We start from the raw sequence: 26,079 nt of genomic DNA on the forward strand, positions 1-26,079 counted from the left end.
TTTATAGAAATTGAAACCTTAAAAGTTAAGTTAACGTTTGCGTAAAGGTCTGTGTTAAACACAGCTTTGTACTACAGGGAGCCTCACATTCTAATAAAAATTAAATTGCTTTCTAAAATTGATAAAATTCTGAAGAACAAATTTTATATTTGTAGATGCTTTTCAACCAAATTATAGGTCAAGAACACATAAAAAACCATTTGCAGGTTTCTGCAGAAAATGGTCGGATTCCTCATGCCCAATTATTTGTAGGTAAAGAAGGAAGTGGCACTTTGCCAATGGCAATTGCGTACGCACAGTTTTTACTATGTAATTCTTCGGACAACGCTGATGCATGTAATCTAAAATGTGATAAATTACAACATCCAGATTTGCATTTTGCTTTTCCTGTAACTACAAATGATGCTGTTAAAAAACATGCAGTAAGTAATTTATTTTTAGAAGATTGGCGCGATTTTGTTAAAAATCAATCCTATGGAAGTTTGTTTAATTGGTTGCAATTTATTGGTGTAGAAAATAAACAAGGTAATATTGGTGTTGATGAAGCAGAAGCTGTTGTTAAAAAATTACAATTAAAATCTTACGAAGGAGGTTTTAAAGTGATGATTATTTGGATGGCAGAAAAAATGAATATTGCTGCTGCAAACAAGCTTTTAAAATTAATTGAAGAGCCACCAAATAAAACTGTTTTCATCTTAATTACAGAAAATGAAGAGCAGATTATCAATACCATAAAATCGCGTTGTCAGGCTTTGCATTTTCCTGTTTTAAGTGAGAATGATATTGCAAACGCGTTGATTGAAAGAGAAAGTGCTTCTGAAAATGAAGCTGCTAAAATTGCACATCAAGCAGAAGGGAATTATAACAAAGCAGTACATTTACTGCATAATGATTCTTCTGATTTGGTTTTTGAAGAATGGTTTATTGCTTGGATTAGAACTGCATTTAGAGCTAAAGGAGATGCTTCTGTTGTACAACAATTAATAGAATGGTCTGAAACCATTGCAAAAACTGGACGAGAAACTCAGAAACGTTTTTTAGAATATTGCTTGCAATTTTTTAGACAAGCCTTATTGCTAAATTACAAAAGTGATAACTTGGTTTTTATGGAAACTAAAACAGGATTCAATCTTTCTAAGTTTGCTCCTTTTGTACATTCTGGTAACATTCTAGACATCGAAAAAGAACTAAATGACGCCATGTATCATATCGAAAGAAATGGAAATGCTAAAATTATTTTATTAGATCTTTCTATGAAACTTACTCGTTTTTTACACAAAAAGGAAGAAACAGTTTCTTAATTAAACTTCTTTAATAGCTCTTTCTGCAACATATAAATCTGCAATTGTTGGATTTTCTGGACACGATTTAATTTGTACAAATTCATCCCCAGATTTTACAAAACCAGTTTGTAAAACTTTAAAATACACACCGCAAAAAGTAGTATTCCAGAATTGTTTTACAATTTTCATATTGTTGAAACGAATTCCTAGTTTATAACATGGATTTCTTTGAACAGAAGCTTCTAAAATAGTTTCACCAACTTTAAAAGTATCTCCTTGGCGAATCTCTGTTTCATCTAAATTATCAATGGTTAAGTTTTCTCCAAAAATGCCCATTTCAAACTCTAAATTAGGATGTAATTCTTTAAAGTAATCATAATGTTTTAAGGAATAGCCATAAACCGCTTGCAACATTCCTCCATGATTTTCTCTATCAGAAATTTCATCACCTTTTACATCTTCTGAATCTAAAAATATTGGAGTATCCACAGAAAATTTAAAAATACCTGTTGTCACTATTTCTCCTTTCCAGTCAATTTCTTTTCGCTCTCCGATATTTGTTGAAATAATTTTCACGCGTTTACTTTTTAAATTTTGACAAAGCTTTTTTTGTAAAATCAGACAAGACTAATTCACCCGAAACAGCTGCTCTTTCTGCTAATAAATTATTCCAATGTTCTGTTCCTTTCCACAATACCTTTTTCATTTCTATTAAAGCAGCAGGATTGTAAGAGGCTAACTTCGTTGCCATGATATCTATTTCTTTATCTAACTCATTTGTAGATTCGAAAACCTTCGCATACAAACCTTTTTCTTTTGCCCAATAGGCGTTTTTCCAGCTGGTTGCGTCTAATGTTAATTCTGCAGTTCCAGAAACACCTATTTTTCTAGAAACGGCTGGTTCAATCACAAACGGTCCAATTCCTATGGTAAATTCAGACAATTTTACAGCCGCATTTTCGGTTGCCAAAACGTAATCGCAAGCTGCAGCCAAACCAACGCCACCGCCAACAGTTTTCCCTTGAATTCTTCCAATAATTAATTTCCCGCAAGTTCTCATGGCATTGATTACGTTTGCAAAACCAGCAAAAAATTGTTTTCCTTCTTCTAGGGTTGAAACTGCAACCAATTCATCAAAAGAAGCACCAGCACAAAAAGCTTTTTCTCCTTCAGATTTTAAAATAATTATAGAAATGGCATCATTATTCCCTACAGAAATTAACTCTTTGGTTAAGCGTTCTAATAATTCACTAGGAAAAGAATTACTTGCAGGGTGCCCAAATTCTATCGTTGCAATATTATTCTGAATATTTGTATATAAACTTCCGTTTTGTCGTGTTGTGGTCATAAACTGAATTTTAAGTAAAAGTATGATAATAAATGTCAGATCTAGCGCAGTGGAGACTTCTTTTTAACCTTTCAACTGAGTTCGTGGAAACAATCGTTAGGTTTTAATCCCCAACTAGGGGTAAGAACTTACTTCTAAATTTAAAAACAAGGGGTAAACCTCTTGCAATAATCCAGAATGTAAAGGCAATCCAAATGGCAATTAATTTATAATCGAGATAATCAAAAATTAATAATGTGGGAATAAAAACCAACCCTGTTGCAAAAATTAAGAGATTTCTTAAGTATTTCATTTCTCCCATTCCTTTAAACATTCCGTCAAAAATAAAGGTAATCGCATTTACGGGTTGTGTGATTAAGACAATCCAAAAAACAGTGTAAAATTGTTCTAGAACTAATTCTTCTTTTGTAAAGATTCTTCCAATGGAATTGTAAAAAAGCAAACCTGTTAACCCCATTATAAGACCCATTACAAGTCCGTATTTAAGTAATTTATTACTTAATTGTATCAATGATTTATAATCTTTTGCACCTAATAATTTACCCGACAAAATATTACCAGCACTAGCATAACCATCAATCATAAAAGCGCCTAAAAACCAAATATTTAAACTTATAGTGTATGCTGCAATGTACTCTTTCCCATAATCTGTAGCATAAGAAGTTGCTAGATAGAGTGCCACATTTAAAGCAATTGTTCGCACAAAGAGATTTGAAATCATGTTTAATAACCTCGGAATTTCTGCATGAAAAGGGAAACTTATCTTTAAAGAAATTGGCGTTTTCTTCAATAATAAAACCAAAGAAATAACCGCCATTGTTATTTGTGCAATTACACTTGCGTACGCAGCCCCTTCTATATGCATTGCAGGAACATACCCTTCGATTCCGTATACTAAAATTATATCTAAGACAATATTTAAAGAGGCACCAATTATGGCAATAATCATCGGATAAAAAGTGTTTTGTAAACCTCTAAACGTACCAAAAACAGCAAAGACAAACAGCGCAAATGGAAAGCCAAAAATTCGAATATTAAAATACGTAATACAATATTCTAAAATCTGACCAGAAGCATTATAAAATTCAAAAATTTGTCTAGAAAACGGATAAGAAATTGCTAAAACCAATAAGCTTCCTAAAACTACAATTGCAATTGCTTGTGCAGGTAATTCTTTAACTTGGTCTATTTTATTAGCACCAACATATTGAGAAATAATAGATGAAATTGCACTTCTAATTTGACCGAAAACCCAAATTAACATAGAAATAAAAGCTCCTACAATACCAACTGCAGCTAAACTTTCTGTTGCATTGCTATCAATATTTCCAATAATAGCAGTATCCGTAATAGATAAAACAGGCTCTGCGATACCAGCAATTAAAGCAGGAATTGCTAATTTATTAATGTTCTTAAAACTAATGCTTGTGCTCAAAAATCTTCTTTTTGCAAAGGTACATATCTAAAAAATGTAAAAATGAAAAGCTGCCCCTAAAATTAGCTAATGAAGGAGGTTAAAATTTAAAAGGAACATTTTTAGATAAGATGCTTTACTAGTTTTAAAAGGAAAATGGTTTTAATATCTTAAATCTGCAGGCTCAATAAAATCGATTTCAGAATTATAAATTTCTTTAATATAAAACTTAATTTCCGCTATAAACTCGTCTAATTTTTCTTGCGTAATACCCGTTTCTGCTTTTTTTCTAGGCAACGCAAAATCAATTGGTAAAAATCCACTATTTAAGTTTTTAAAAGAAAAAATTCCGGCTTCTAAAGGTTGAGAAAAATTATAGTTTTTACTCTTAGTAAATAAATAAGCGTACAATAAAACCTGAATCGCTTTTAGGTGCTTTTCATCTCGTAAATTATCATATTCTGGCACTCTTAAATTTGCACCTGTTACCATGCCCGTTTTATAATCTATAATTCTTAAAACGCCATTTAACTCATCTACCCTATCTACTTGACCGTGTAATTTTACAGGAAAATCAATGCCTTCAATTTCTATTTCTGCGGATAAATTTTCTTCTGTTGCAATAATTTTTAGTTTGTTCTTTTCATCTTTTAGCAACTCTTTTTCTTTCGACAAGAAATTGGAAACAAATCTATTGGCAACTTCAAAAATTAAACGATTTTTTCCTTTAGATATATCTCCGTTTTTAAACTGCAATTCAAAATGCTTTACCACTAAATCTTTCGCCTCTTTTTCCATTTTAGAAATAATATCTACAGACAAAAAGGCATTTACGTAAGGCGTATATAATTCATCTAAAACTTCATGAACAACAGTTCCTAAAGTGTTAAAAGCAACCGTTTCTTCAACATCATCAAACTCTTTAATTTTTAAAATTTTCTGTTTGTAAAATGAAACCGGATTGTGTAAATAATTGGTTAATGCAGAAGGAGAAATTCCTTTTTCTGCCAATTCTTTTAAACGCACAGCAGTAGCTTCATTCTTTTTTATGCCTTTTAATTCTTTCTTATTAGAAATTACTTTTGGTGAGATGCTTTTCTGAACGATATCTCCTCGCATCATTTCTAATTGCGTAACAAACCTACTTTTTTCTCCACTTCCAAAAACGTCATGTTCTGTATTATAAAGGATAAAAATATTTTTTGCTCTTTGTAATAATCTAAAAAAGTGATATGAAAAAATGGCATCTTTTTCTCTATATGTTGGCAAACCAAAAGCTATTTTTACATCAAAAGGAATAAATGTATTCTGTTGTGAACTTGCAGGTAAAACACCTTCATTTGTAGACGTTAGAATTATGTTTTCAAAATCTAGAACACGCGTTTCTAACATTCCCATTAACTGCAAACCTCTTAATGCTTGCCCTTGAAAAGACAAGGTTTCTGAAGAGATTAATTGTTTAAAAAATAAAGAAAGTGTTTTTAAGTCTGTAAAATATTCATATTCCGTTTGCAGTGTTTTTAACTGTGTAAAAGCAGTGTAAAAACGAAACAAATATTCTTTTTCTAAATCTGTTACATCTACTTTTAAAAGATTTATAAGGTTTAAAATTCTATCTAAAAATTCGTTAATAGTTGTGTAAGAGCTAAAAATCGAAGCAATGGTTTTTTTCACTTCCGCATCGGTCTCTTTTAAGATGTTTTCTATTTGTGTTTTGCTAATAAAAATATGATTTTCCTTTCCTATTTCTTCTGTAAAATCATCTACTAAAGTATTCTTATCTTTTGATAATAATTTATAAACAGCTTGGTGTTTTAAAAACCGAACAACATCTTTATGATAAAATTCATTCACAATTGTCTTTTGTAGTTTTTCTTGCGAAACAAACAATTGAAAAATAGAAAACAACAAACTTGTTGTAGGAATATCTTTTAAAGGATACCCCATTGTTATGTTGATTGCGTTGATATTTTTGGGTAATGAGTTTAAAGTAATTGGCAGTAATGTTTCATCTGCTAAAATAAGTGCCGTATTCTTAAAATCTGTAAATTTCTCTAAAATTTCACCTGCATATTTAATCTGAGTCGTGTTTTTAGAAGCACCAATAACTTCAATATTTTTTGGTGTAGAAAAGGAATTACTTAATGTTTTTAACGGATTCTTTTCGTAATATTTCCATTCCTTTTTATACTTTCTAATAAAAGTACCTGCTTGATGATTTGATTTGAAAAAAGCTTCATCCAAATCCCAATAAATATCTGAATGTTCTGTTTCTAATACTTTCTGAAACAAAAATTCTTCTGCTTTATTTAGTGCATTAAAACCGATAAAAAAGAATTTCTTATGGCTATTTTCTTCAATATAACCCTCTATATTATTGCACGCTTCTCTGTACATTAAGCCTTGGTAGCCAATCTTTTTTTCTAGTAAAAATTGATACAAAGGCGGATAAAAATTATTCAATTTTTCTAAGAAAGAGTAATGATCTTTCATAAATTCCGTTTCTGTAAAAGTACCTGTTACAGACCATTTTCTTAAACGCTCGATATCTTTTATGTAAGCGAAAATCTCTTTTGTGTCTACTAAATGTTGATCAATTTCGTTAAAATCTTGTAACACCGTAAATGCCCAAGAAGAAAAAGTGTCAAAAGAATCTGGGTCTTTTTCTAAACTTTTATAAATTGTGTAAAAATGAAACAACAATTGAATGCTGTCTGCTTTTTCAATACCAGAAACTTGTTGCACAAACTGCTCTATGTTTACCGTTTCCGGCAAAAAACCGACAGAAATTTTATCTTTTAAGGTTTGTTTTAAAAATACTTTGGCTCTTTGAGACGGCATTATAAACACCACATCTTCAAAAGATTTAGTCGTTTTTAAAATAGCATCTAAAGTTTCTGAAATAAAGGATTGCATCGTTTTTTTTGGTATTCAATTGGTTTTCTAAAGTACAAAAACTTACTTTTATACTTGTTACATCTTTAAAATTAATTTTGATGAAAAACGAATTGAAAATAATAGGAATTCAGGCTCCTTTAGTTTGGGAAAATCCTGCACAAAACATTGCTTTCTTTGATGAAAAAATAAAGGGTTTAGAAAAGGATGTAGATCTTATTGTTCTACCAGAAATGTTTACAAGTGGTTTTACAATGAATCCTGAAAAAGTTGCTGAAAAAATGGATGGTTCTTCTGTTTCTTGGATGCAAAAAATAGCCAAAGAAAAACAAACTGCTATTTGTGGAAGTTTGGTGATTTCTGATCATGATAAATTTTACAATCGCTTGGTTTTTGTGCATCCAGAGGGTAGAATAGAAACCTACAACAAGAAACATTCTTTTACTTTAGCGGGCGAAGATAAAGTTTATAGTGCTGGTTCAAAAAAATTGATAATCACATACCAAGGATGGAAAATTTGTCCGTTAATTTGTTATGACTTGCGTTTCCCTGTTTGGGCTAGAAATACCGAAAATTATGATCTTTTAATTTTTATTGCAAATTGGCCAATTACAAGGATAAAAGCATGGGATACGCTTTTAAAAGCACGTGCTATAGAAAACATGAGTTATGTTGTTGGTATAAATAGAACAGGAAAGGACTTTAATAAGTATGCCTATTCTGGTAATTCTTTAATTATTGATTCTTTGGGGGAAGAACTTTCTCATTTAGAGAAAAATGAAGTTGGATTTATTTCTGCGACTTTGTCCAAAGAAAAACTAAAACAAACAAGAAGTAAACTTGGGTTTCTGAATGACAGAGATTCGTTTAAAATTGAAAAATAATGATTAAAAAGGTGAAAATTACTGATATTGATGAAGTCTTTAAACTTTACAAGGTTGCTTCTAATTACCAGAAAGAAAAGAAAAGCGTAGTTGTTTGGCCAGATTTTGATAGGGAAATGGTTGCCAACGAAATTTTAGAAAAGAGACAGTTTAAGTTTTTAATTAATGATGAAATTGCTTGTATTTGGGCAATTACTTTTTCTGATGAACAAATTTGGGGAGAAAAGAATAAAGACAAAGCAGTATACATTCATCGAATTGCAACCAGCCCAAATTTTAGAGGGAATAATTATATCTATAAAATTGTTATTTGGGCAAAAAAATTTGCTATTAAAAACGGAATTCAGTTTATTAGATTAGATACTTTAGGTGAAAATAACAAACTAATTGAACATTATAAAAAAGCCGGATTTAATTTTTTAGGCCTGTTTCATTTAAAAGACACTTCTAATTTACCAGAGCATTATAAGAAGGCTCCCGTTTGCCTTTTTGAAATAGATTTACATAAAAAATAAAAACCTTTCTGTCTCTGATTAGAAACTGAAAGGTTTTTTAAAATGTATAGCAATCGCTTATTTTCCTGAAAGTTAGCAAACTAGTTTAGCCCTGATTGAGCGGCTTGTTTGAGCTCTTTTTTCTTCCTTTTTCAGGATAAAAAAAGCGAGTAGCGAAAGCAGGAAATAGCTTCTAAAACTACGCTGGTAACATCCATTTAAAGTTAAACTTTGTATCTGGAACTACAATTCTTTCTGTAATTCTGTACATTCTGTCTGGAAGCTTCATTAAATAATCTCTTGCTTTTTCTGCTTCTGGTGTAAGATTTGTAATCTTATCTATTTCCCAAGCTTCGTTTAATTTCTTAATAATATCTACATAATCGAAACCTGTGTACACACCAATTCTTTGTGCTACTGAAGAAAAATCGTCAAACAAAGTTCCTTTTGCTGCATGAGATTCTCTTAAATGTAATGCAGGCATTACAATTTTGTGTTTCATCATGTGTTGAAAAGCCAACATCATCTCACTAGGATCTATCTTAAAAATTTCTCTTACAAATTCTGTATATGCCTGGTGATGACGCATTTCATCTCCTGCAATAATTTTAGACATTTTAGCCAACGCCTTATGTCCTTTTTTACGTGCAATTTTGGCTACGTTGTTATGAGAAACATAGGTTGCTAATTCTTGGAAGCTGGTGTACACAAAGTTTTTATACGGGTCTGTTGAGGTACCAATATCAAAACCATCTGATATTAAATGTTGTGTTGTAATTTCTACTTCACGCATATTTACACGTCCAGATAAATACAAGTATTTATTTAAAACATCTCCATGTCTGTTTTCTTCTGCCGTCCAAGTTCTTACCCATCTTGCCCAACCATTATCTGGGTCTTGGTTTACACCGTCTAGGTCTAACAACCAAGATTCATAGGTTGGTAAAGCTTCTTCGGTGATTGTATCTCCTACCAAAACCACCCAAAAATCGTCATGTAATTCTTTAGATAATTCTCTAATTTCTTCTACTTCTGTAATAAAAGAATCTTTTTGAGAGTTTGGAAGAAAATCTGTTGGTTGCCAAATTTTCTCTGCAGGAATTAAGTACTTGTCCATAAACCGGTCCATACTTTTTTCTAGCGTTAACATTACTTCTTTTCTTATATTATATATAGACATCGTTTTCTATTTTATATGTTCTTTAATAATTGTTTCTGTTTTCTCTAATAATTCTTCAAATGGTAAAGAATTTATTTTAATTGGTGCGTGTGTTATAATGGTAATCGGACTTCCTAAGCCTAAAGGAAATTTGCCATATTTAAAGACTTTCCACGAGTTATTAATTGTTAAAGGTACAATATAACCTTCTTTATTATACTTTGTTATTACTTTTAAGCCGCTTGAAGCGAATTCTTTTGGCGCTCCGTCTCTACTTCTTGTTCCTTCTGGAAAAATAATTGCACCCCAATTTTTCTCTTTAATTCTTTTAGAAAATGCCACCAAAGCTGTAATTGCTTGTTTTGGATCTTTTCTATTGATTAATGCAGCGCCACCATGTCTTAAGTTAAAAGAAACACTTGGTATTCCTTTACCTAATTCTAATTTGGCCACAAATTTAGGATACTGTTTTCGAAAAAACCACCCTAAAGGTGCCACATCAAACGTAGATTGATGGTTAGATACAAATATTACTGAGGCATTTTCTGGGATCTTATGTTTATTGATTAAACGAACAGAAACCCCAAGAATTAACATCGATTTCACCAAACAAAAGTTTAAGGCATCTACCATTTTCCCGTGTGCATTTTGCCCAAATAAATTAAAACTTAACCATTGTAACGGATGGAATATGATTAAGATTAAAAAAAATGCCAATATAAAAATTGGTGATACTATATAACTTAGAATTTTCAATATATACGTTCTTTATGAGTTAAGAGTTTCTTTTTGTACACTTAAATTCTCAATGAATGAGACAAAATTAAATTTACTAAAACCAGTTACTCCAGGGAATTCTTGAAAGTATTAATAACAGTCCTATTCCGTAAAAGATAACGAAAGTTTTAAACTTTGCCGCATCTTCTGTCTTTTTTTTATGTTTAGACCAACCAATTGTTATAAAAACGATTGCTAAAATCATCATTATTGGGTGTTCTACTGCTAATAATCTTACCGATTTATCTTTCATTACTGCACCTACATCTGCTTTTAAAGCGTCAAACCATGGTGACATAAAGTACCAACCCAAACCTATTAATAATTGTATGTGAGACACAATTAACGCAAACAAGCCAATACGTAAATCTTTGTCTGTAAATTGCTTTTTTTGTGTGAAACCAATAATTGCATTTACTACTGCGAATAGTAAGATAGCAAGTACTAAATATGCCCAATAAGAGTGAATGTCTTTCATCATAATAGTTGTTTTTTTTATTCTTACAAAGTTACTAATTTTTATGCATAAAAAAACCACCTCGATTGAGGTGGTTTTTAAAATTATTTTTGGATTGTCTTAATTAATAACCCAAGCTCCATTTGTTTTAATAAAACTTTTATTATAATCATTCTCACCATTATCATAAACAACATAAGTTAATAAATACTTCTGACCTTCAGCAGCATTAGGATCTAAATGTTCTAAGAATAGGATAAGTGCAAAGTTTATTTGAGCATCTGACCAGTTATAGTCAAAATCACCATACGTACCTAAATTTCCTTTTAAACCATCATATTCTGCGGCAGTTAATTGAGAAGCCATGTACTCATAATCTGCGTTTCTAATTAAAGTATATTTAATAGTATTATCTGGCACCCAAGTTTTACCGTCATGACCAAACTGTAAGCTCGTTTCAATAGTCGCATTGTAAGCTACCCAAACTCCATTTGTTTTTGTATATGAGTTTCCTCTTACTTGAGCCCCACTTGAACTAGATACGTAATTATATAAAACGTCTAATTCTTTTCCGTCTTGAGCATAAGGAAATCTTATATTTAAAAAAGCTGATAAATAATTTTCAGCAGGTGTAGAACTTCCGAAATTCTCTATACCCATTGACACAAAATCAGCATCGGTTATAGTATAGAAACCGTTATCAGAAGGTAACTTCCATTCACCATTATCAAAATTGTAAATTGCAGTAAGAGACTCTTTCTCTCCAACAACTTCATCTTCTAATGTTTCATTACTCATTATAGATGACCAAGTGTTAGCAACACGTATTCCATCTATTACTCCAGTAGGACCGCCACCACCTTGGCGCACTCCTATTCTGTTTGCAGAATTACCTGCATTACCTGCACTAGTTGCTTCTGGCGTAGAAGGCTCAGCATTAACAACTGAATCTAATACATACATATTTGAAACACCATTATCTATATTATAAGATGTAACTACAAGGTATGTTGTATTTAAATCGAAAGATGTAGCACCATAAGTTAAAGAACTAGAACTAGCCCCTATACCAAATAAGATATTCCCAGAACCATCATCTTTTGCTCCAAGTCTTGCAGAAAAATTGAAGCTACCATCTTCTTCCATTAAGTGGAAAAAATAAGTTCCGTTTCCGATCTCACTTAAATTTATCAAAGCACTTGAGTACACCATATTAGAAGTAATTGGTGTAAATGATTTGTTTACATCTTCACTACCAGCACTAGATAAAGAAATTGATCCTCCAACATCAGAAGAAGGATAATCTGTCATAGACAAATTTTCTACAGTGTATAATAATTGGTTAGAAGCCCCAGAGTGATTTACCCATTCTCCCAAAGATACTGTTGTTAAATCTCCAGGTATTAATCCATAATCAAAATTTTCTTCGAAAGAAACCAACGGAGTAACTGTATAAGCGCTACCCGTATATTGAAAATATGATGCACTTACATAATCTCCTTCCTTAGATGAGCTATAATTAGCACTAACAATATCTCCTAAATAATCTCCTGGAGTTACATTAGATTCAAAACCTAATAAATCACTTCCACTTAAATTGTAGTCTTCTAAAGATAATTCGTAATTATTTAATTTAAAAGCATTCCCTACATATAGTTTATAACTAACCACTGCAGATGATTTATTACCCCATACAGGAAACATGTTTGCTAATAACCCAGGAACATTTTCTTTCGCGTCTTCTACCGAATTAAAGCTTCCATAGTTAAACCCTAAACTCTCGTAATCGTCTCCGGTTAAAGTGTACTCTGCATCTCCAACAATTGGATTAGGTTGCGCATCTGCTTCTGCATTGATATCTTCTAATGGTTCACAAGAAGTGAAAACCATTGAAAAAACTGTTAATAATAAAATTATTTTTTTCATGATTGTATTTTTTAAAAGTTAACTTTTAATCCTAAACTAAATGTTCTACCAGTTCCATAGTATACATTGGCTCCAGAAGCAGTGTGGGTTCCATCGTCAAATGCATCAGAAATGTATTCAACATCAAATATATTATTCAACTTTCCTGATAAAGTAGTTTCAAAATCACCAATAGTAAATCCGTGAGTAAAACCAAAGTCTATTAAGTGATAAGCTGGCATTTTCCATGTATTTTCTCTATCTGTACTTCTTGTAATATCAAATTTAGAATATATGTCTCCTGCATAGTTATAGTCTAAGAATAAATTTGTTCTATCTAAAGCTTTATAGTTTAAACCTAATGCATATGTTGTTTGAGCCGCATCGTTTACTTTTAAACCATCTGCATTCACAACTACTTCTCTAATCAAAGTATTTGATTGATCAAAAATCTGACCTTCAACATCACTTTGCCAAGTCCAGTCTCCTAAAGAAACCATTCCATTCACTTTTAATCTGTCGTTAATCTTGTAAACAAAATCTAATTCAACACCTTGATGCAATGCATCTAAACCTGCTAAATTTGCTTCTAAAAACTGACCTTGATTGTCTGGATCTAAAACTCTTGCAGTAACCGATTTATCTAACCAAGAGGTTCTATAAACGTTTACATTGGCATTGAATTTCTCACTTCTATACCCGTAACCAATCTCTGCACTAAATACTTTTTCGTTTAAAGCTTCATCATTTAGTTCTACAGATTCTTTGTTAAGAAAAACATTTCCTGTTAAAAATGGTGCTTTAGAAAAATAACAAATATTTGCAAAAACATTATTTTCTTCATCTAAATTATAGTTTGCACCCCCTTTAGTACCAAAACCTAAAAAGTTAGCGTTCTCAGAAACGGTACCATTCGGATTAGAAGAATCATCTAAAAAGCTAGATCTACCATATCTGGTATTTGAAATCGAAGATGATAAGAATACAGATAAATCATCTTGAGAGTATTCTAATTGAGCAAAGGTTCCATATCTTAATACTCTTCCTTCATAATCTCTATTGAAACGATCTCCAACTTGTAAAGCTTCATTAAAGTTATTATCATTTGTATTAGGATTTAAGTAGTATTGACCTCCTAATAAATCTGTAATTTCATAATAGTGCTTACCTATATAATATCTTCCGTCTAAACCAGCCGTAAGTATTAAATTATCTGATAAATCTGTTTTTAAGGTAGATAATATACCATACCAGTTGTGATCATTATTTGAAGCAGCAAAAACATCTGTAGAACCCATCGCCCCATTGTCTTTGTTTTCTTGAACGATTCTATCAAAATTAATTGGTTGATCTACATCTCCTAATCTATAATCATTATTTGTGAATTTACCAGAACCTTGAGTTCTTCTACCACCACCTGTACCAAAAGAAGCATATGCAACTGTTGTTAAAAATGTTTTATCAGAAATTGTCCAATCATAATTTAAAGAGATTTGTGGTTTGTGATAGTAGTTATAAGAGATATTTTCTACTTTACCATTTCTGTAACCCCAATCTGGATTGAATCTTTTACCACCTTGTTCAGTAGCTCTATTCTCAGCAATAGTTCTAGTGTTATATCTTTGTCCGTGCGTTTGTTGCGAACCAATTACATTAAAAGATAATTTATGATCATCATTCAATATTTTAGAAACGTTTAAGAAATAATTAACACCATCAAATTGTAACCCGTCTACATAACCATCTCCAGAAATTTTAGCTGCTGAAGCAGTAATTGCAAGACCGTTATCCATTAAGCCAGTAGATAAAGTCATACTATACTTTTGGTATCCATTATTACCTGTAGACATTTTTATATTACCTCCTTTTAATGCGTCTGTAGATTTAGAAATAATATTAATTGTTCCTCCAATAGAAGGTACAGCTACTTTAGAAGCACCTAAACCTCTCTGAACTTGCATCGCAGAAGTAACATCTGATAATCCAGCCCAATTAGACCAATATACAGCACCATTCTCCATATCATTAACAGGCACACCGTTAATCATAACAGCAACGTTCTCAGAACTAAAACCACGTAAGTTAATTCTAGAATCTCCGTAACCACCCCCAGTTTTAGTAGCATATACACCTGGAGTAGATTTTAAAATTTCAGGAAATTCTTGTGTTCCTAATCTTGCTTCAATCTCAGCGGCTCTAATAGTAGAAACTGCCACAGGCGTTTTTCTGTCTATTGCAAAAGAAGTAGCCGTTACAACGATTTCATCTAAAGAACCTGCATCCTCTAATAACTGAACCGTTAAATTGTTTTTTGAAGAAGAAAAAATTGCTTCTTTAGATTTGTAACCAATAAAAGAAACAATTACAACACCAGAATTAGACTTTGCTTCTAAGGTAAATTTACCATTAAAGTCTGTTGATGTTCCGTTTGTTGTTCCTTTTACGAGAACACTTGCTCCTGGTAATGGTTGATTGGTTTCATCGACAATCGTACCAGTAATTTTAGTTTGTCCTAAAACTGTAGCTGTTATAAAAAACAGTGCTACAAATAATAAGTTTTTAAAATTTTTCATTGTATAATTTTATGTTATTAAATGTTCTGCAAAATTCTTCCTTTTACAGAGTTCTAAAGTTAATTTAATGTTAAGCTTTAACAAAAAATTAAGAACATAAAAATACACAAAATTATCATTACAAACTCTCTACCAGCAACTTAAATATTAACAATATTATTAACAAACCATAAAGAATCAATTAAATTATTAATACTTTAATTCATAAACGCCATAATTACTGCTTATTCAATAATTTTTTCGCCAATTCTTTTCCTAATTCTACTCCAAATTGATCGTAACTATAGATATTCCATAAAATTCCTTGTGTGAAAATTTTATGTTCATATAAGGCGATTAACTTCCCTAAAGAACGGGGCGTAAGTTTGTCAAAAAGGATAGCATTACTGGGTCTGTTTCCTTCAAAAACTTTAAATGGTAATAATTTTGCAATCTTAGCTTCATCACCAGAAAATTTCAACTCTAAATGCACCTCTTCTTCTGTTTTCCCAAAAGCCAATGCCTCTATTTGACCGTAAAAGTTTGCCATTAATTTTTTATGATGATCTACTAAACCATATAAAGACTCTTTATACCCAATAAAATCTGCCGGAATTAATTTTGTTCCTTGGTGCACCAGTTGCATAAATGCATGCTGCATATTTGTACCCGTACTCCCCCAAACAATAGTTCCTGTTTGGTAATCTATCTTATCGCCATTTCTATCTACACCTTTACCATTACTTTCCATAATAGCTTGTTGTAAATAATCTGGTAATTTTTTTAGATATTGAGAATATGGCAATACAGCCTCTGTTTCTGCTTCGTAGAAATTATTATACCAAATACTTAACAAGGCTAAAATTACTGGAATGTTATTTTCGAATGCTGTATTTTTATAATGCAAATCCATTTCTTCTGCACCATCCAATAAAGCTCTATAATTATCAAACCCTACAGATAAACTAATAGACAAGCCAACTGCAGACCACAAAGAAAAACGACCACCAACCCAATTCCACATCGGAAAAACGTTTGCTTTGTCTACACCGAAGTTATCTACTGCTTCTAAATTTGTTGAAACCGCCACGAAGTGTTTCGGAATATCAAAAATAGTTGCAGATTTTAAAAACCAGTTTTTAAGCGTTTCTGCATTTGTAATGGTTTCTTGTGTTGTAAATGTTTTAGATACAATTACAAATAATGTGGTTTCCGGATTTAGTTTCTTCATTATCTCAGAAACATGATCTCCGTCTATATTAGAAACAAAATGTGTAGTTAATTGATTTTTATAATATTGAAGAGATTCAACTACCATATCTGGTCCTAAATCCGATCCTCCAATACCAATATTAACAATATCGGTAATAGATTTACCTGTATATCCTTTCCATTTTCCAGAAATAACTTTATTACTAAAACTTCTAATTTTTCTTAAAGCAGCTTGTATTTGTGGTTTTATATTTTTGCCATCAACTAAAACGGGTTCATCTGAAGTACTTCTTAAAGCGGTGTGTAAAACTTCTCTACCCTCTGTAACATTAATTACTTCACCCGAAAATTGCTTTTCAATCGCATCTTTTAAATCAACTTCTTTCGCCAATTCTACCAACAACGAAATTGTTTCTTCAGTAATTCTATTTTTTGAAAAATCTACGGATAAATCACCTAACTCTAAAGAAAAATCTTCTTGTCTATTAATGTCTTTACACAAATCTTTAATACGAATCTCTTTGTTATTATTAAAGTGATCTGTAAGTTTTTCCCAAGCTTGTGTTTTGGTTGGATTGATGTTTTTTAAAGCCATTTGATTAGTTTTGAGCGATTACTTCTGTAATTACTGTCGGTTGTTTTATTTCTGGTATGTTTTTATCTAGTTGATTCTTTAGAAGGTACATAAATTCTAAAAACCTTGGTTTTAAGCTCTCCTTTAAAGGTTCTGCTTCTGGTAATTTTGTTTTAGGACTTAATGGATCTACTTGTTTCCCATGTTTCCAAAAGCGATAACAAACATGTGGGCCACCAGTATTTCCTGTCATTCCTACCCAACCAATTACATCTCCTTGTTTTACGTATTGCCCTCTTTTTACTTTACGCTTTTTCATGTGTAAATATTGCGTAGAATACGTACCATTATGTTTAATTTTTACATAATTACCATTACCTCCTCTTCTTTCAGACTCAGAAATCGTTCCGCTTGCTGTTGCTATAATTTCAGTACCAATGTTTGCCGCAAAATCGGTTCCTTTATGAGGTCTTATTCTATTACCATAATAAGCAATTCTTCTTTTTAAATTATACCTAGATGATATTCTGTACTGAAATTTAATAGGACTTTTTAAGAACTGACTTCTCAACATGTTTCCTTTTTCATCATAATATTCTGGAATGCCATTTATAGAATCTGCAACAAATCTAAAGGCGTATAAATCTTGATTATTGTGTTTAAAAACAGCAGATTTAATCTCACCATAACCAGCAAAAAGGCTATCTTTAATAAATTTTTCTTCAAAAACAAGTTTAAAAGAATCTCCTTTTTGAAGTTTGTAAAAATCTAACGTCCAAGCATAGATATCTGCAACAGCATACGTTATGTTTGGTGATAAATGCAAACTATCCATTGCATTAGAAAGGTTCGAGTAAATTTCTCCTTCTACAATTCGTTCTACCGTTTTTATTGGTTGAAGATAAGAGTAAGCTTCAATTATAGAGTCTTTAAAATTTACAACCGTTGCTCTAATCTTATCATTTTTGTAAATAAAAACTTTGGCTTTTTCTAAAGAATCTTTGCTAGATAAAATCATATAAGGTTTACCAGCTCTTACTCTTCGAACATCAAAAACATCTTTTATAGAAACTGCAATTTCATTAATTTTTGGGTAACCAACATGATGCCTGTCTAAGATAACACCAAAACTTTCTCCACTTTTTATTGTATCTAAAACAACTTTATAATCGTCTATTTTAAATCCGTATTTATAAACCGGTTTGGGTTTAGGCTTCGGTTTTAGAATTGGTTCTTTAATTTTTTCATCGTTTTTACAAGCAGAAAATGCAAAAACTAGTAGTAAGAGGTAGATTATTTTTTTCAAAAAATAGGAGTGATTAAATTCAACCCTCAAAAGTACAAATAAAATTGATTTATTTTAAAACTAAACAAGGAAGTTCCTAGAACGGTTTCGTTAAAGTTTTAATAATTCTATTCAAAATCTAATTAACTCTTCTTAAATTCATTAGCTAAGCCCTTGTAAGCTTCTAACTCTGCCCTTAGAGAACCAACAGATAAATCTGCCTTCATTTTAATTGGTATTTTATTTGCATCATCGGTAATCCATATTGTTACACTCTCTTGTGCTTTAAAAATTCTACCCGATTGCACTAAAGGTCTAAATATTAAAGAATTTACTTTTCCGAATTTTGTTTTTAAAACCTCTTTTCCTAAAAAACGAAGTTTAAAAGGATACACTTGAGAATCCATAAACATATCAATGGCTATATCATCTCCTTTTTTCATTTGCTTAACATCTTGATTTCTCAAATAGTAAAAAGAAGAAAGCATGTCTTGAATGTTAGAAAAGGCAACTGCAGTGTCTGTTTGGTTTTCAAAATCTTGAACATACGCCATTTTAGATTTGTAATCGAAATTAGTTATTCTATGTTTTTTATAACCGCCTTCATCAATCCTTCTTTTAAACACGTACGGTTTTACATTGTCTTTATCAAAATAACTTTCATAAACATCATCTACTTTAAAAAACCATTTAATCATCCCAGAAGTCCAACCAGTGCCTTTTGTGTGAAATACTTTTTTACCGTTTAAATCGGTTTCTTTAACTTCTAAGACGGCAGTTCCTGCTCTTAAGAATCCGCTGTAACTCATTTTATAGCGCAACCATTCTCCGTCTTTAAAGGCTACTTTTTTTTCTTGCGAAAAAGTAATTAAAGATAAAAAGAGTGCAAATAATAGTAGGGTATGTTTTTTCATAGTTCTCAAACTTATAAAAAAGTATTGACAATTACCGTTCCAAAAAAGAAAAAAGTCATTTACTTCTATTTTGTAAATGACTTTTAACGCTTCTTTTAACTTAAAATGTTCCCCAATTTTTTAATTCTTCTTCGCTCCATAAATACGGATAAAAGATTCTTCGTTGGAATTTTGGGTGCATATATTTTCGCCAACTACTTCCGCCGGTTGCTTCTAAATCTTTCTCTTTTCCGCCTAAATATTTACCTGCAGCGTTGTAATGTGCCATCACCCATTTTACATTTACCGTATAATCATAATGACGCATTGCTTTTATTAAATCTTCATTTTCTTGCACCTCTTTTGGCAATTGTTTGAATTTCTTTGAGAGATTGATATCATTATAATCTTCCATAAAATGGATGAACTCACCTAAATATTTTTCCTCAAAAAGATTTAATAAAGTAGATTTTTGCCCTGTAGTATAATTTTTACCTGCCGCTTGCCAGTATAAATGATTGTATGCATTTTTAAAAGATGAATTTCTATCGATATCTTTTCTAAAACGCGCATCAATTAAATTAATTAATTCTGTAGAAGCAAATTCAATTTTTCTGTATTGTGCACTTTGAAAACCACTTGCAGGTGTTAATGTATTTCTAAACTTAAGATATTGTTCTTTCTCCATACCGTCTGCCATTACAGAAAAAGAACTGCACAACATATCAAAATACCTGCTAATTCTGCCTAAATGCATCGAGAATTTAGCTACAGAAACTTCCGTGGTTTTTGCAACTTGATCTATTTCCCACAAAATCATTTTAAACAACAGCTCATTTACTTGATGATACATAATAAAAACCATCTCATCTGGTTGCGTTGTTCTTGGTGTTTGCAAACCTAAAAGTGCGTCTGTCTGAATATAATCCCAATACGTAATTGGTGTGCTCCAAAGTAAACCTTCTAACATCGAATCTACAGGAACCCCTAATTTATCGTATTTTTCTTCTATTGCTTTTAAAATTTCGTCTTTGTTCATTTTTTCGGGAATCAAGATAAGAGAACAAAGAAACAAGACTTTTTATTGAAAATCTAATTTATTTGTTGAAATACCTAGAGATTCCGATTCGTATGAAAAAGACACAGCATTAAAATAGAATCGTATAAATATCTTTAAAAGAGGGTTTCCTTTTATTATTTTTTAATAAATTGAATGAATCTTTAGTATTCATTTAGAATAGAAAAAGAGCCAAAAATAAAGATTTTTCATCTTATATTTTTGACTCTTTTTAACTTATTTAAAACATAAAGAAATCTGTTAAAAATAAGTAGTAACAATTATTAGCTTGCTTCGTGCCTCGCAATGACATTGATTTAACTACAACTAAAAACTGTTTACTGATTTACAGCGTTCCTCTTTTTTCTTGCTCTCTTTCTATTGATTCAAACAAAGCTTTAAAGTTTCCTGCTCCAAAACCTTTGGCGCCCATTCTTTGAATTATTTCGAAAAATAAAGTTGGTCTGTCTTCAATTGGTTTTGTGAAAATTTGTAATAAATAACCTTCTTCATCGGCATCAATCATAATACCTAAAGCCATTAATTTTTCAATATCTTCCCCTAATTCGTGACTAAATTCTTGTAATCTTCCAGGTACTGATCTGTAATACTCTTCTGGTGGAGTCGATAAAAACTCTACTCCGTTTGCTTTTAATTGACTTACAGTTTTAATAATATCGTCTGTTGCAACTGCTATGTGTTGCACTCCTGCTCCTTCATAAAAATCTAAATATTCTTCAATTTGAGAACGCTTTGCAGCTTTTGCTGGTTCATTTATTGGAAACTTAATTCTACCGTTTCCGTTAGACATTACCTTACTCATTAATGCAGAATATTCAGTATGAATTTGCTTGTCATCAAACGATAAGAAGTTTTCAAAGCCCATAACATCTTCGTACCATTTTACCCAAACATCCATTTGATTCCAACCTACATTACCAACCATGTGATCTATGTATTTTAAACCTGCACTTGGCGGATTGTATTCTGATTCCCATTTTTGGAAACCTGGTAAAAATGCGCCGTTGTAATTTTTTCGTTCTACAAACATGTGTACTGTTTCTCCGTAGGTATAAATTCCTGCTCTTACAACTTCTCCATCTTCATCTGTTTCTACAGTTGGTTCCATGTATGATTTTGCTCCTCTAGAAGTTGTTTCTTCATACGCTTTTCTAGCATCTTCTACCCAAAGTGCTACAATTTTTACACCGTCACCATGTTTTACAATATGGTCGTTAATTGGCGATTTGCTATTTAACGGAGTTGTTAGCATCAGCTTTATTTTGTCTTGCGTTAAGACATAACTCACAGAATCTTTAGAACCTGTTTCTAGTCCACGATATGCATGTGATTGGAATCCGAATGCTGTTTTGTAGAAATGTGCTGCTTGTTTTGCATTACCAACATAAAATTCTACATAATCTGTTCCTAATAATGGAAGGAAATCTTGTGCTCCTTCAAATATTTTTTCTAAACCGTAGTCTACTGATTTTATTTCTTTTTTACTCATCTTTATGTTTTATAGAAAAGAGAGAAGAGATGCAAGAAAAAAGAGAATTAGAGTTTGTTTTGAAAACCCATTGTCATCTTTTGAAATTCTTGAATTTTTACTTCAATCTTTGTTAATTGTTCTTTATTTATATAATTTCTTTTATATGCTATTATTAATTGAGTTTCAAGTTCGAAAGAAGAACCCAAAGAAATGTCTAAAAAATGCGAAAAAGATTTATCTGTTCTTGATGAACCTTCAGCAACATTGCTTGGAATAGATACAGAACATCTACTAATTTGAGAAATTAATCCAAATCTTTCACCTTTTGGAAAACCTTCAATAATAGTATAAACATCATCAACAATTTCGATTCCTATTTGCCAAATCTTTAAATTCTTGTAGTTATGTCTTTTTCTCTTTTCCAATCTATTTATTCAATCCTAATTTATCTCTATTCTTTACTCTAGTTTCTTTATTCTATTTTTCCAACCAAGATTTATAATAGGTTTCATCGGCAATTTTCATAGCTTCTTCTGTAACCATCAAAGGTTTAAAAGTATCTACCATAACGGCTAATTCTTCTGTTTTTGTTTTTCCGATGCTTTTTTCTGTAGTTCCTGGGTGTGGACCATGCGGAATTCCGGATGGGTGCAAGGAAATATGACCTTGATCGATGTCGTTTCTACTCATAAAATCGCCTGCTACATAATACAAAACTTCGTCTGAATCGATGTTACTGTGATTGTATGGTGCAGGAATTGAGTTCGGGTGATAATCATACAAACGTGGTACAAAACTGCAAATTACAAAGGCATTTGTTTCAAAGGTTTGATGCACTGGTGGCGGTTGATGAATGCGACCGGTAATTGGTTCGAAATCGTGAATTGAGAATGCGTACGGAAAATTATAACCGTCGTAACCAACCACATCAAAAGGATGTGAAGCGTAAATCATTTCTATAATTTCGCCTTGCTTTTTCACTTTTATTAAGAAATCTCCTAACTCATTATACGTTTCTAATTCTTGAGGTCTTCTTAAATCTCGCTCGCAAAATGGGGAGTGTTCTAATAGTTGACCAAAATGATTTCTATATCTTTTTGGGGTGTAAACGGGCGAATAAGATTCTACAATAAAAAGTCTGTTATTTTCATCATCGAAGTCTAATTTGTAGATAATTCCTCGCGGAATTACTAAATAATCTCCGTATTTAAAATTGATATTACCTAGATGCGTTCTTAATTTCCCGGTTCCTTTATGGATAAAAATTACTTCGTCTGCATCTGTATTCTTATAAAAATAATCTGTGGTAGACTTTTTTGGTGCTGATAAAATAATGTTACAATCAGAATTTGTTAAAACAATTTTTCTGCTTTCTAAATAATCATCTTCTGATGGAACTTGAAATCCGCGAAAACGATAAGATTGAATATTATTGGCTTTGGCAATTTTTGGTTTTACAGAATATTGTTTACCAATTTCTTTGACCATTGTGGGTCTGTGCTCGTGATAAGAATTGGTAGACATTCCGTCGAAACCAATAGTACCAAAGAGTTGTTCGTAATATAAACTTCCGTCTTTTTTACGAAACTGTGTGTGTCTTTTGGGTGGAATTTTTCCTAATTTATGATAAAAAGGCATGTTTTGTTAAATTTTAAATTAATAATTTGATTAATATAAAAATTAAAAACCGCTATTCTGGGTTGCGTTTTATTAGGAATTTTAAATGTGATAATAAATCTAAATACATCTCAATCGATTTAGTTATTTATACAAAGATAGGAAATAATACAATTCTTATTTTTTTATTCTTTAAAAAGTACCTGAACCATTTATTTACCTAGAATAGGAAGGCATTGAACCTTATTTAAAATTATTCTAAATAACTCTTGTGAGATTGGTATTAAAAAATACCTTTGCAGAAATTATTATTATTTAGATTTAATAAAAATAACAAAATTAAAATGAAATCCTTTTTATACCTCTCTCTCTTTCTTGCTAGCTTATCTCTTTTTGCTCAGAAAGCAACAATTACTGGTGTTATTAAATTTAAAGACAATACTCCTGCAGATTTAGCAACTGTTTACTTAGAAAACGGAACGAAACATACCTACACAACCGAGAAAGGGTTTTATACAATTAAAGATTTAGCCTATGGAAAACACATCATCAAAATAAAATACTTTGGTAAGGATACAGAAAGTGTAACCGTTCAGATAAGTACTAAAGAAGTAATTATAAACCACATTTTACACTACAACCAAACAAATGATTTAAGAGAGGTAATTATAAAAAGTAAAACCAAAGAACGCAAACTAGAAACAAAAGGTTTTGCTGTAAATGCTATAAAAATGAAAGATATAGCACTACAATCTATACAAGCAAATGATGTTTTAGATCGTTCTTCTGGTGTAAGAATAAGGCAAAATGGTGGCTTGGGTTCTCACACACATTATACTATAAATGGCCTTTCGGGCAATGCAATTCGAATTTTTATCAATGGATCTCCAATACAATCATACGGTCCTTCTTTTTCTTTAAGTAGCATACCAACCAACATGATTAAGCGTATAGAAGTCTACAAAGGTGTTGTTCCGGTAGAATTGGCGGGAGATGCTTTGGGCGGCGCAATAAATGTACTTTTAAAAGATGATTTTAATAAAAATTCTTTAAGCACTTCTTATTCAGTTGGCTCTTTCAATACACACCAAGCTACAATAGCTGGTAATAAATACAATAACAATTCTGGTTTTACTCTAAGAGGTTCTGGTTTTTATAACTATTCTGACAACAACTACAAAGTCTGGGGAAACCAAGTTTATACTACAGATACAGAAGGACCAACAAGGGGAGACATTACTTATGTATGGGCTAAAAGATTTCATGATGCGTATACTTCTAAAGGTTTTAAAGTAGATGCGGGCTTTTCTAAACAAAAATGGGCAGATGAGTTGTTGGTGGGTGCTCTTTATTCCTCTCTAAATAAAGAGATACAACATGGCGCTACCATGGAGTCTGTTTACGGAAATAGAAAAGTAGCACAGCAAACAAAACTGATTAGTGCATCTTATAAAGATGCTAGCTTTTTAGGAAACAAAAAAATTACTGTAGATTTATTTTCATCATATTCTAGATTGAAAAGGAACCTAACAGACATTACTCCTTTTATTTATGATTGGGACGGGAAACGTAAAGAAAAATTTGATTCAAGTGGAAACTCAACAGGGTATTACGAGTATTTCTCTGGTGCTGAAGCAGGAAACCCAACATTACAAGAAAGTATTGAAAAAGTATACCTAGGTCGTGCAACATCAAAATATAAGATAAACGATCACCACGCAATAACCGCTAACTTTTTACACACAAGGTTTATTAGAGATTTACAAGATCCTTTAAGACATATTGATATAAGAAATTTAGAAGACACTAGGTTTTCTAATAAGAGTATTTTAGGGTTAGGCTATGAGTTAAATGCTTTTGAGGACAAACTAAAGACAGCTATTTTTTATAAAAATTTCAATCAAAATATACAGATTATTGAATATAAAAAAGAAAATGAGGCTTCTCCTGTCGAATTAAATAATGTAACTAGAAATGCAACTGCTAACGGATTTGGATTTACCATCGCATATGAACTCTTACCTAATATTTTAATTCAAACATCCGTAGAAAATTCGTTCAGGCTCCCTGTAGCTCGAGAGTTGTTTGGTAATCTTGCCGAAAACCTTGAGCCTAATTATAATTTAAAACCCGAAAAAAGTAAAAACGTAAACCTAGGTGTGGTACTAGGTACTTTTACTTATGGGAAAAATGAAACCAGCATTAAAATAAACACTTTTCTAAGAGATACCAAAGACAAAATAAAACGAAATGTAAGAGAAGATGATACCGATGAAACCACCGAGTTTATTAATGATGAAAGCTACATAAGTAAAGGATTTGATATTGATATTTTCTACTCTTACGACAGAAAATTAGATTTTAATGGAAATGTATCTGTATTTAACTCCCGTTTTAATACTCAGTTTGATGAAACAGGTCTAGCATATAATTGGTATCGAGACCGAGAAAGAAATGCACCTTTTCTTACAGCAAATGGTAACTTAAGATATACAAGCGATAATTTATTTCAAAAAAAATCTAAAACAGTATTCTCTACAAACTTATCTTATGTGCATTGGTTTTACAGAGATTGGGAATCTTTAGGCGGAACTGGAAAAGACATCATACCAACACAATTAGTTAGCGATATTGGTATTACACATACATTTCCTAACAAAAACCTAACCTTCTCTTTAGACGCAAGAAATATTTTAAACACTCAGGTTTTTGATAATTATGCTTTACAAAAACCAGGACGTGCTTTTTACATGAAAATAAACTACACAATTTTTTAACATT

Annotated in this window: 20 protein-coding genes; 4 read left to right on the forward strand and 16 right to left on the reverse strand. The window is 31.4% G+C overall.

From position 1 onward, the window contains the following. The first annotated feature begins 155 nt into the window (after positions 1–155). Positions 156–1,301: an ATP-binding protein gene (locus ES045_RS00910; RefSeq protein ID WP_147110960.1), complete on the forward strand. Its 1,146-nt coding sequence runs from the start codon at positions 156–158 to the stop codon at positions 1,299–1,301. Here ES045_RS00910 and ES045_RS00915 read toward each other — a convergent pair whose 3' ends face one another. The 4 genes from ES045_RS00915 to ES045_RS00930 form a co-directional block, all read right to left on the reverse strand. After that, complete coding sequence (locus tag ES045_RS00915) at positions 1,302–1,859, reverse strand: MOSC domain-containing protein (RefSeq protein ID WP_147110963.1); 558 nt, start codon at positions 1,857–1,859, stop codon at positions 1,302–1,304. A 4-nt stretch (positions 1,860–1,863) separates the two neighbouring features. After that, complete coding sequence (locus tag ES045_RS00920; RefSeq protein WP_147110966.1) at positions 1,864–2,631, reverse strand: enoyl-CoA hydratase/isomerase family protein; 768 nt, start codon at positions 2,629–2,631, stop codon at positions 1,864–1,866. Between the two features lie 103 nt (positions 2,632–2,734). Further along, a complete protein-coding gene (locus ES045_RS00925) occupies positions 2,735–4,066 on the reverse strand; it encodes an MATE family efflux transporter (RefSeq protein ID WP_147110969.1) in 1,332 nt (443 codons plus the stop codon). Between the two features lie 141 nt (positions 4,067–4,207). Continuing rightward, a complete protein-coding gene (locus tag ES045_RS00930; protein ID WP_147110972.1) occupies positions 4,208–6,961 on the reverse strand; it encodes a PD-(D/E)XK nuclease family protein in 2,754 nt (917 codons plus the stop codon). An 80-nt stretch (positions 6,962–7,041) separates the two neighbouring features. Between ES045_RS00930 and ES045_RS00935 the strand changes: the two genes are divergently transcribed. Together ES045_RS00935 and ES045_RS00940 are read left to right on the forward strand one after the other, a co-directional pair. After that, entirely contained in the window at positions 7,042–7,824 is a 783-nt protein-coding gene (locus tag ES045_RS00935) for an amidohydrolase (protein WP_147110975.1), read from the forward strand. Continuing rightward, positions 7,824–8,339, forward strand: a complete 516-nt coding sequence (locus ES045_RS00940) for a GNAT family N-acetyltransferase (protein WP_147110978.1) — start codon at positions 7,824–7,826, stop codon at positions 8,337–8,339. The genes ES045_RS00935 and ES045_RS00940 overlap by 1 nt, the downstream gene beginning before the upstream one ends. A 178-nt stretch (positions 8,340–8,517) precedes the next feature. Here ES045_RS00940 and ES045_RS00945 read toward each other — a convergent pair whose 3' ends face one another. From ES045_RS00945 to ES045_RS01000, 12 genes are all read right to left on the reverse strand, one after another. Beyond that, positions 8,518–9,498 (reverse strand): acyl-ACP desaturase, encoded by a 981-nt coding sequence (locus ES045_RS00945; protein ID WP_147110981.1) that lies wholly within the window; start codon positions 9,496–9,498, stop codon positions 8,518–8,520. Positions 9,499–9,504: 6 nt separating this feature from the next. Further along, positions 9,505–10,233 carry a lysophospholipid acyltransferase family protein gene (locus ES045_RS00950; RefSeq protein WP_147110983.1) on the reverse strand — a complete coding sequence of 243 codons (729 nt, stop codon included), beginning with the start codon at positions 10,231–10,233 and terminating at the stop codon, positions 9,505–9,507. 76 nt (positions 10,234–10,309) lie between these two features. Continuing rightward, complete coding sequence (locus ES045_RS00955; protein ID WP_147112068.1) at positions 10,310–10,732, reverse strand: hypothetical protein; 423 nt, start codon at positions 10,730–10,732, stop codon at positions 10,310–10,312. A gap of 99 nt (positions 10,733–10,831) precedes the next feature. After that, positions 10,832–12,637, reverse strand: a complete 1,806-nt coding sequence (locus tag ES045_RS00960) for a hypothetical protein (protein ID WP_147110986.1) — start codon at positions 12,635–12,637, stop codon at positions 10,832–10,834. 11 nt (positions 12,638–12,648) lie between these two features. Beyond that, complete coding sequence (locus ES045_RS00965) at positions 12,649–15,189, reverse strand: TonB-dependent receptor (RefSeq protein WP_147110989.1); 2,541 nt, start codon at positions 15,187–15,189, stop codon at positions 12,649–12,651. A gap of 217 nt (positions 15,190–15,406) precedes the next feature. Next, complete coding sequence (pgi, locus tag ES045_RS00970) at positions 15,407–16,975, reverse strand: glucose-6-phosphate isomerase (protein WP_147110992.1); 1,569 nt, start codon at positions 16,973–16,975, stop codon at positions 15,407–15,409. Between the two features lie 4 nt (positions 16,976–16,979). Further along, on the reverse strand, positions 16,980–18,260 hold the full coding sequence (locus ES045_RS00975; RefSeq protein WP_147110995.1) for a M23 family metallopeptidase: 1,281 nt from the start codon (positions 18,258–18,260) through the stop codon (positions 16,980–16,982). Between the two features lie 122 nt (positions 18,261–18,382). Then, the gene (locus ES045_RS00980; RefSeq protein WP_147110998.1) at positions 18,383–19,153 is read right to left on the reverse strand and encodes a DUF3108 domain-containing protein; all 771 of its coding nucleotides are present in this window, start codon (positions 19,151–19,153) and stop codon (positions 18,383–18,385) included. Positions 19,154–19,253: 100 nt separating this feature from the next. Continuing rightward, a complete protein-coding gene (locus ES045_RS00985) occupies positions 19,254–20,171 on the reverse strand; it encodes a tryptophan 2,3-dioxygenase family protein (RefSeq protein WP_147111006.1) in 918 nt (305 codons plus the stop codon). Positions 20,172–20,535: 364 nt separating this feature from the next. Further along, positions 20,536–21,699, reverse strand: coding sequence for a 4-hydroxyphenylpyruvate dioxygenase (hppD, locus tag ES045_RS00990; RefSeq protein ID WP_147111009.1), 1,164 nt, complete (start codon positions 21,697–21,699; stop codon positions 20,536–20,538). A gap of 47 nt (positions 21,700–21,746) precedes the next feature. Further along, positions 21,747–22,106, reverse strand: coding sequence for a four helix bundle protein (locus ES045_RS00995; protein WP_147111011.1), 360 nt, complete (start codon positions 22,104–22,106; stop codon positions 21,747–21,749). Positions 22,107–22,158: 52 nt separating this feature from the next. Beyond that, entirely contained in the window at positions 22,159–23,319 is a 1,161-nt protein-coding gene (locus ES045_RS01000) for a homogentisate 1,2-dioxygenase (protein ID WP_147111015.1), read from the reverse strand. 323 nt (positions 23,320–23,642) lie between these two features. On the opposite strand from ES045_RS01000, the gene ES045_RS01005 reads away from it, so the two are divergent. Beyond that, on the forward strand, positions 23,643–26,075 hold the full coding sequence (locus ES045_RS01005; protein WP_147111018.1) for a TonB-dependent receptor: 2,433 nt from the start codon (positions 23,643–23,645) through the stop codon (positions 26,073–26,075). Positions 26,076–26,079: the final 4 nt, after the last annotated feature.

This window comes from Polaribacter sp. IC073 (assembly GCF_007997075.1).
In the GTDB taxonomy this organism is placed as follows: Bacteria; Bacteroidota; Bacteroidia; order Flavobacteriales; family Flavobacteriaceae; genus Polaribacter.

What these genes read in the sequence shown, in the direction of transcription:
- ES045_RS00980 (WP_147110998.1), bottom strand. Translation starts at nt 19,153, where the DNA reads ATGAAAAAACATACCCTACTATTATTTGCACTCTTTTTATCTTTAATT.
- ES045_RS00965 (WP_147110989.1), bottom strand. Translation starts at nt 15,189, where the DNA reads ATGAAAAATTTTAAAAACTTATTATTTGTAGCACTGTTTTTTATAACA.
- ES045_RS00940 (WP_147110978.1), top strand. Translation starts at nt 7,824, where the DNA reads ATGATTAAAAAGGTGAAAATTACTGATATTGATGAAGTCTTTAAACTT.
- ES045_RS00955 (WP_147112068.1), bottom strand. Translation starts at nt 10,732, where the DNA reads ATGAAAGACATTCACTCTTATTGGGCATATTTAGTACTTGCTATCTTA.
- ES045_RS00920 (WP_147110966.1), bottom strand. Translation starts at nt 2,631, where the DNA reads ATGACCACAACACGACAAAACGGAAGTTTATATACAAATATTCAGAAT.
- ES045_RS00960 (WP_147110986.1), bottom strand. Translation starts at nt 12,637, where the DNA reads ATGAAAAAAATAATTTTATTATTAACAGTTTTTTCAATGGTTTTCACT.
- ES045_RS01000 (WP_147111015.1), bottom strand. Translation starts at nt 23,319, where the DNA reads ATGCCTTTTTATCATAAATTAGGAAAAATTCCACCCAAAAGACACACA.
- ES045_RS00985 (WP_147111006.1), bottom strand. Translation starts at nt 20,171, where the DNA reads ATGAACAAAGACGAAATTTTAAAAGCAATAGAAGAAAAATACGATAAA.
- ES045_RS00930 (WP_147110972.1), bottom strand. Translation starts at nt 6,961, where the DNA reads ATGCAATCCTTTATTTCAGAAACTTTAGATGCTATTTTAAAAACGACT.
- hppD (WP_147111009.1), bottom strand. Translation starts at nt 21,699, where the DNA reads ATGAGTAAAAAAGAAATAAAATCAGTAGACTACGGTTTAGAAAAAATA.
- ES045_RS00945 (WP_147110981.1), bottom strand. Translation starts at nt 9,498, where the DNA reads ATGTCTATATATAATATAAGAAAAGAAGTAATGTTAACGCTAGAAAAA.
- ES045_RS00935 (WP_147110975.1), top strand. Translation starts at nt 7,042, where the DNA reads ATGAAAAACGAATTGAAAATAATAGGAATTCAGGCTCCTTTAGTTTGG.
- pgi (WP_147110992.1), bottom strand. Translation starts at nt 16,975, where the DNA reads ATGGCTTTAAAAAACATCAATCCAACCAAAACACAAGCTTGGGAAAAA.
- ES045_RS00910 (WP_147110960.1), top strand. Translation starts at nt 156, where the DNA reads ATGCTTTTCAACCAAATTATAGGTCAAGAACACATAAAAAACCATTTG.
- ES045_RS01005 (WP_147111018.1), top strand. Translation starts at nt 23,643, where the DNA reads ATGAAATCCTTTTTATACCTCTCTCTCTTTCTTGCTAGCTTATCTCTT.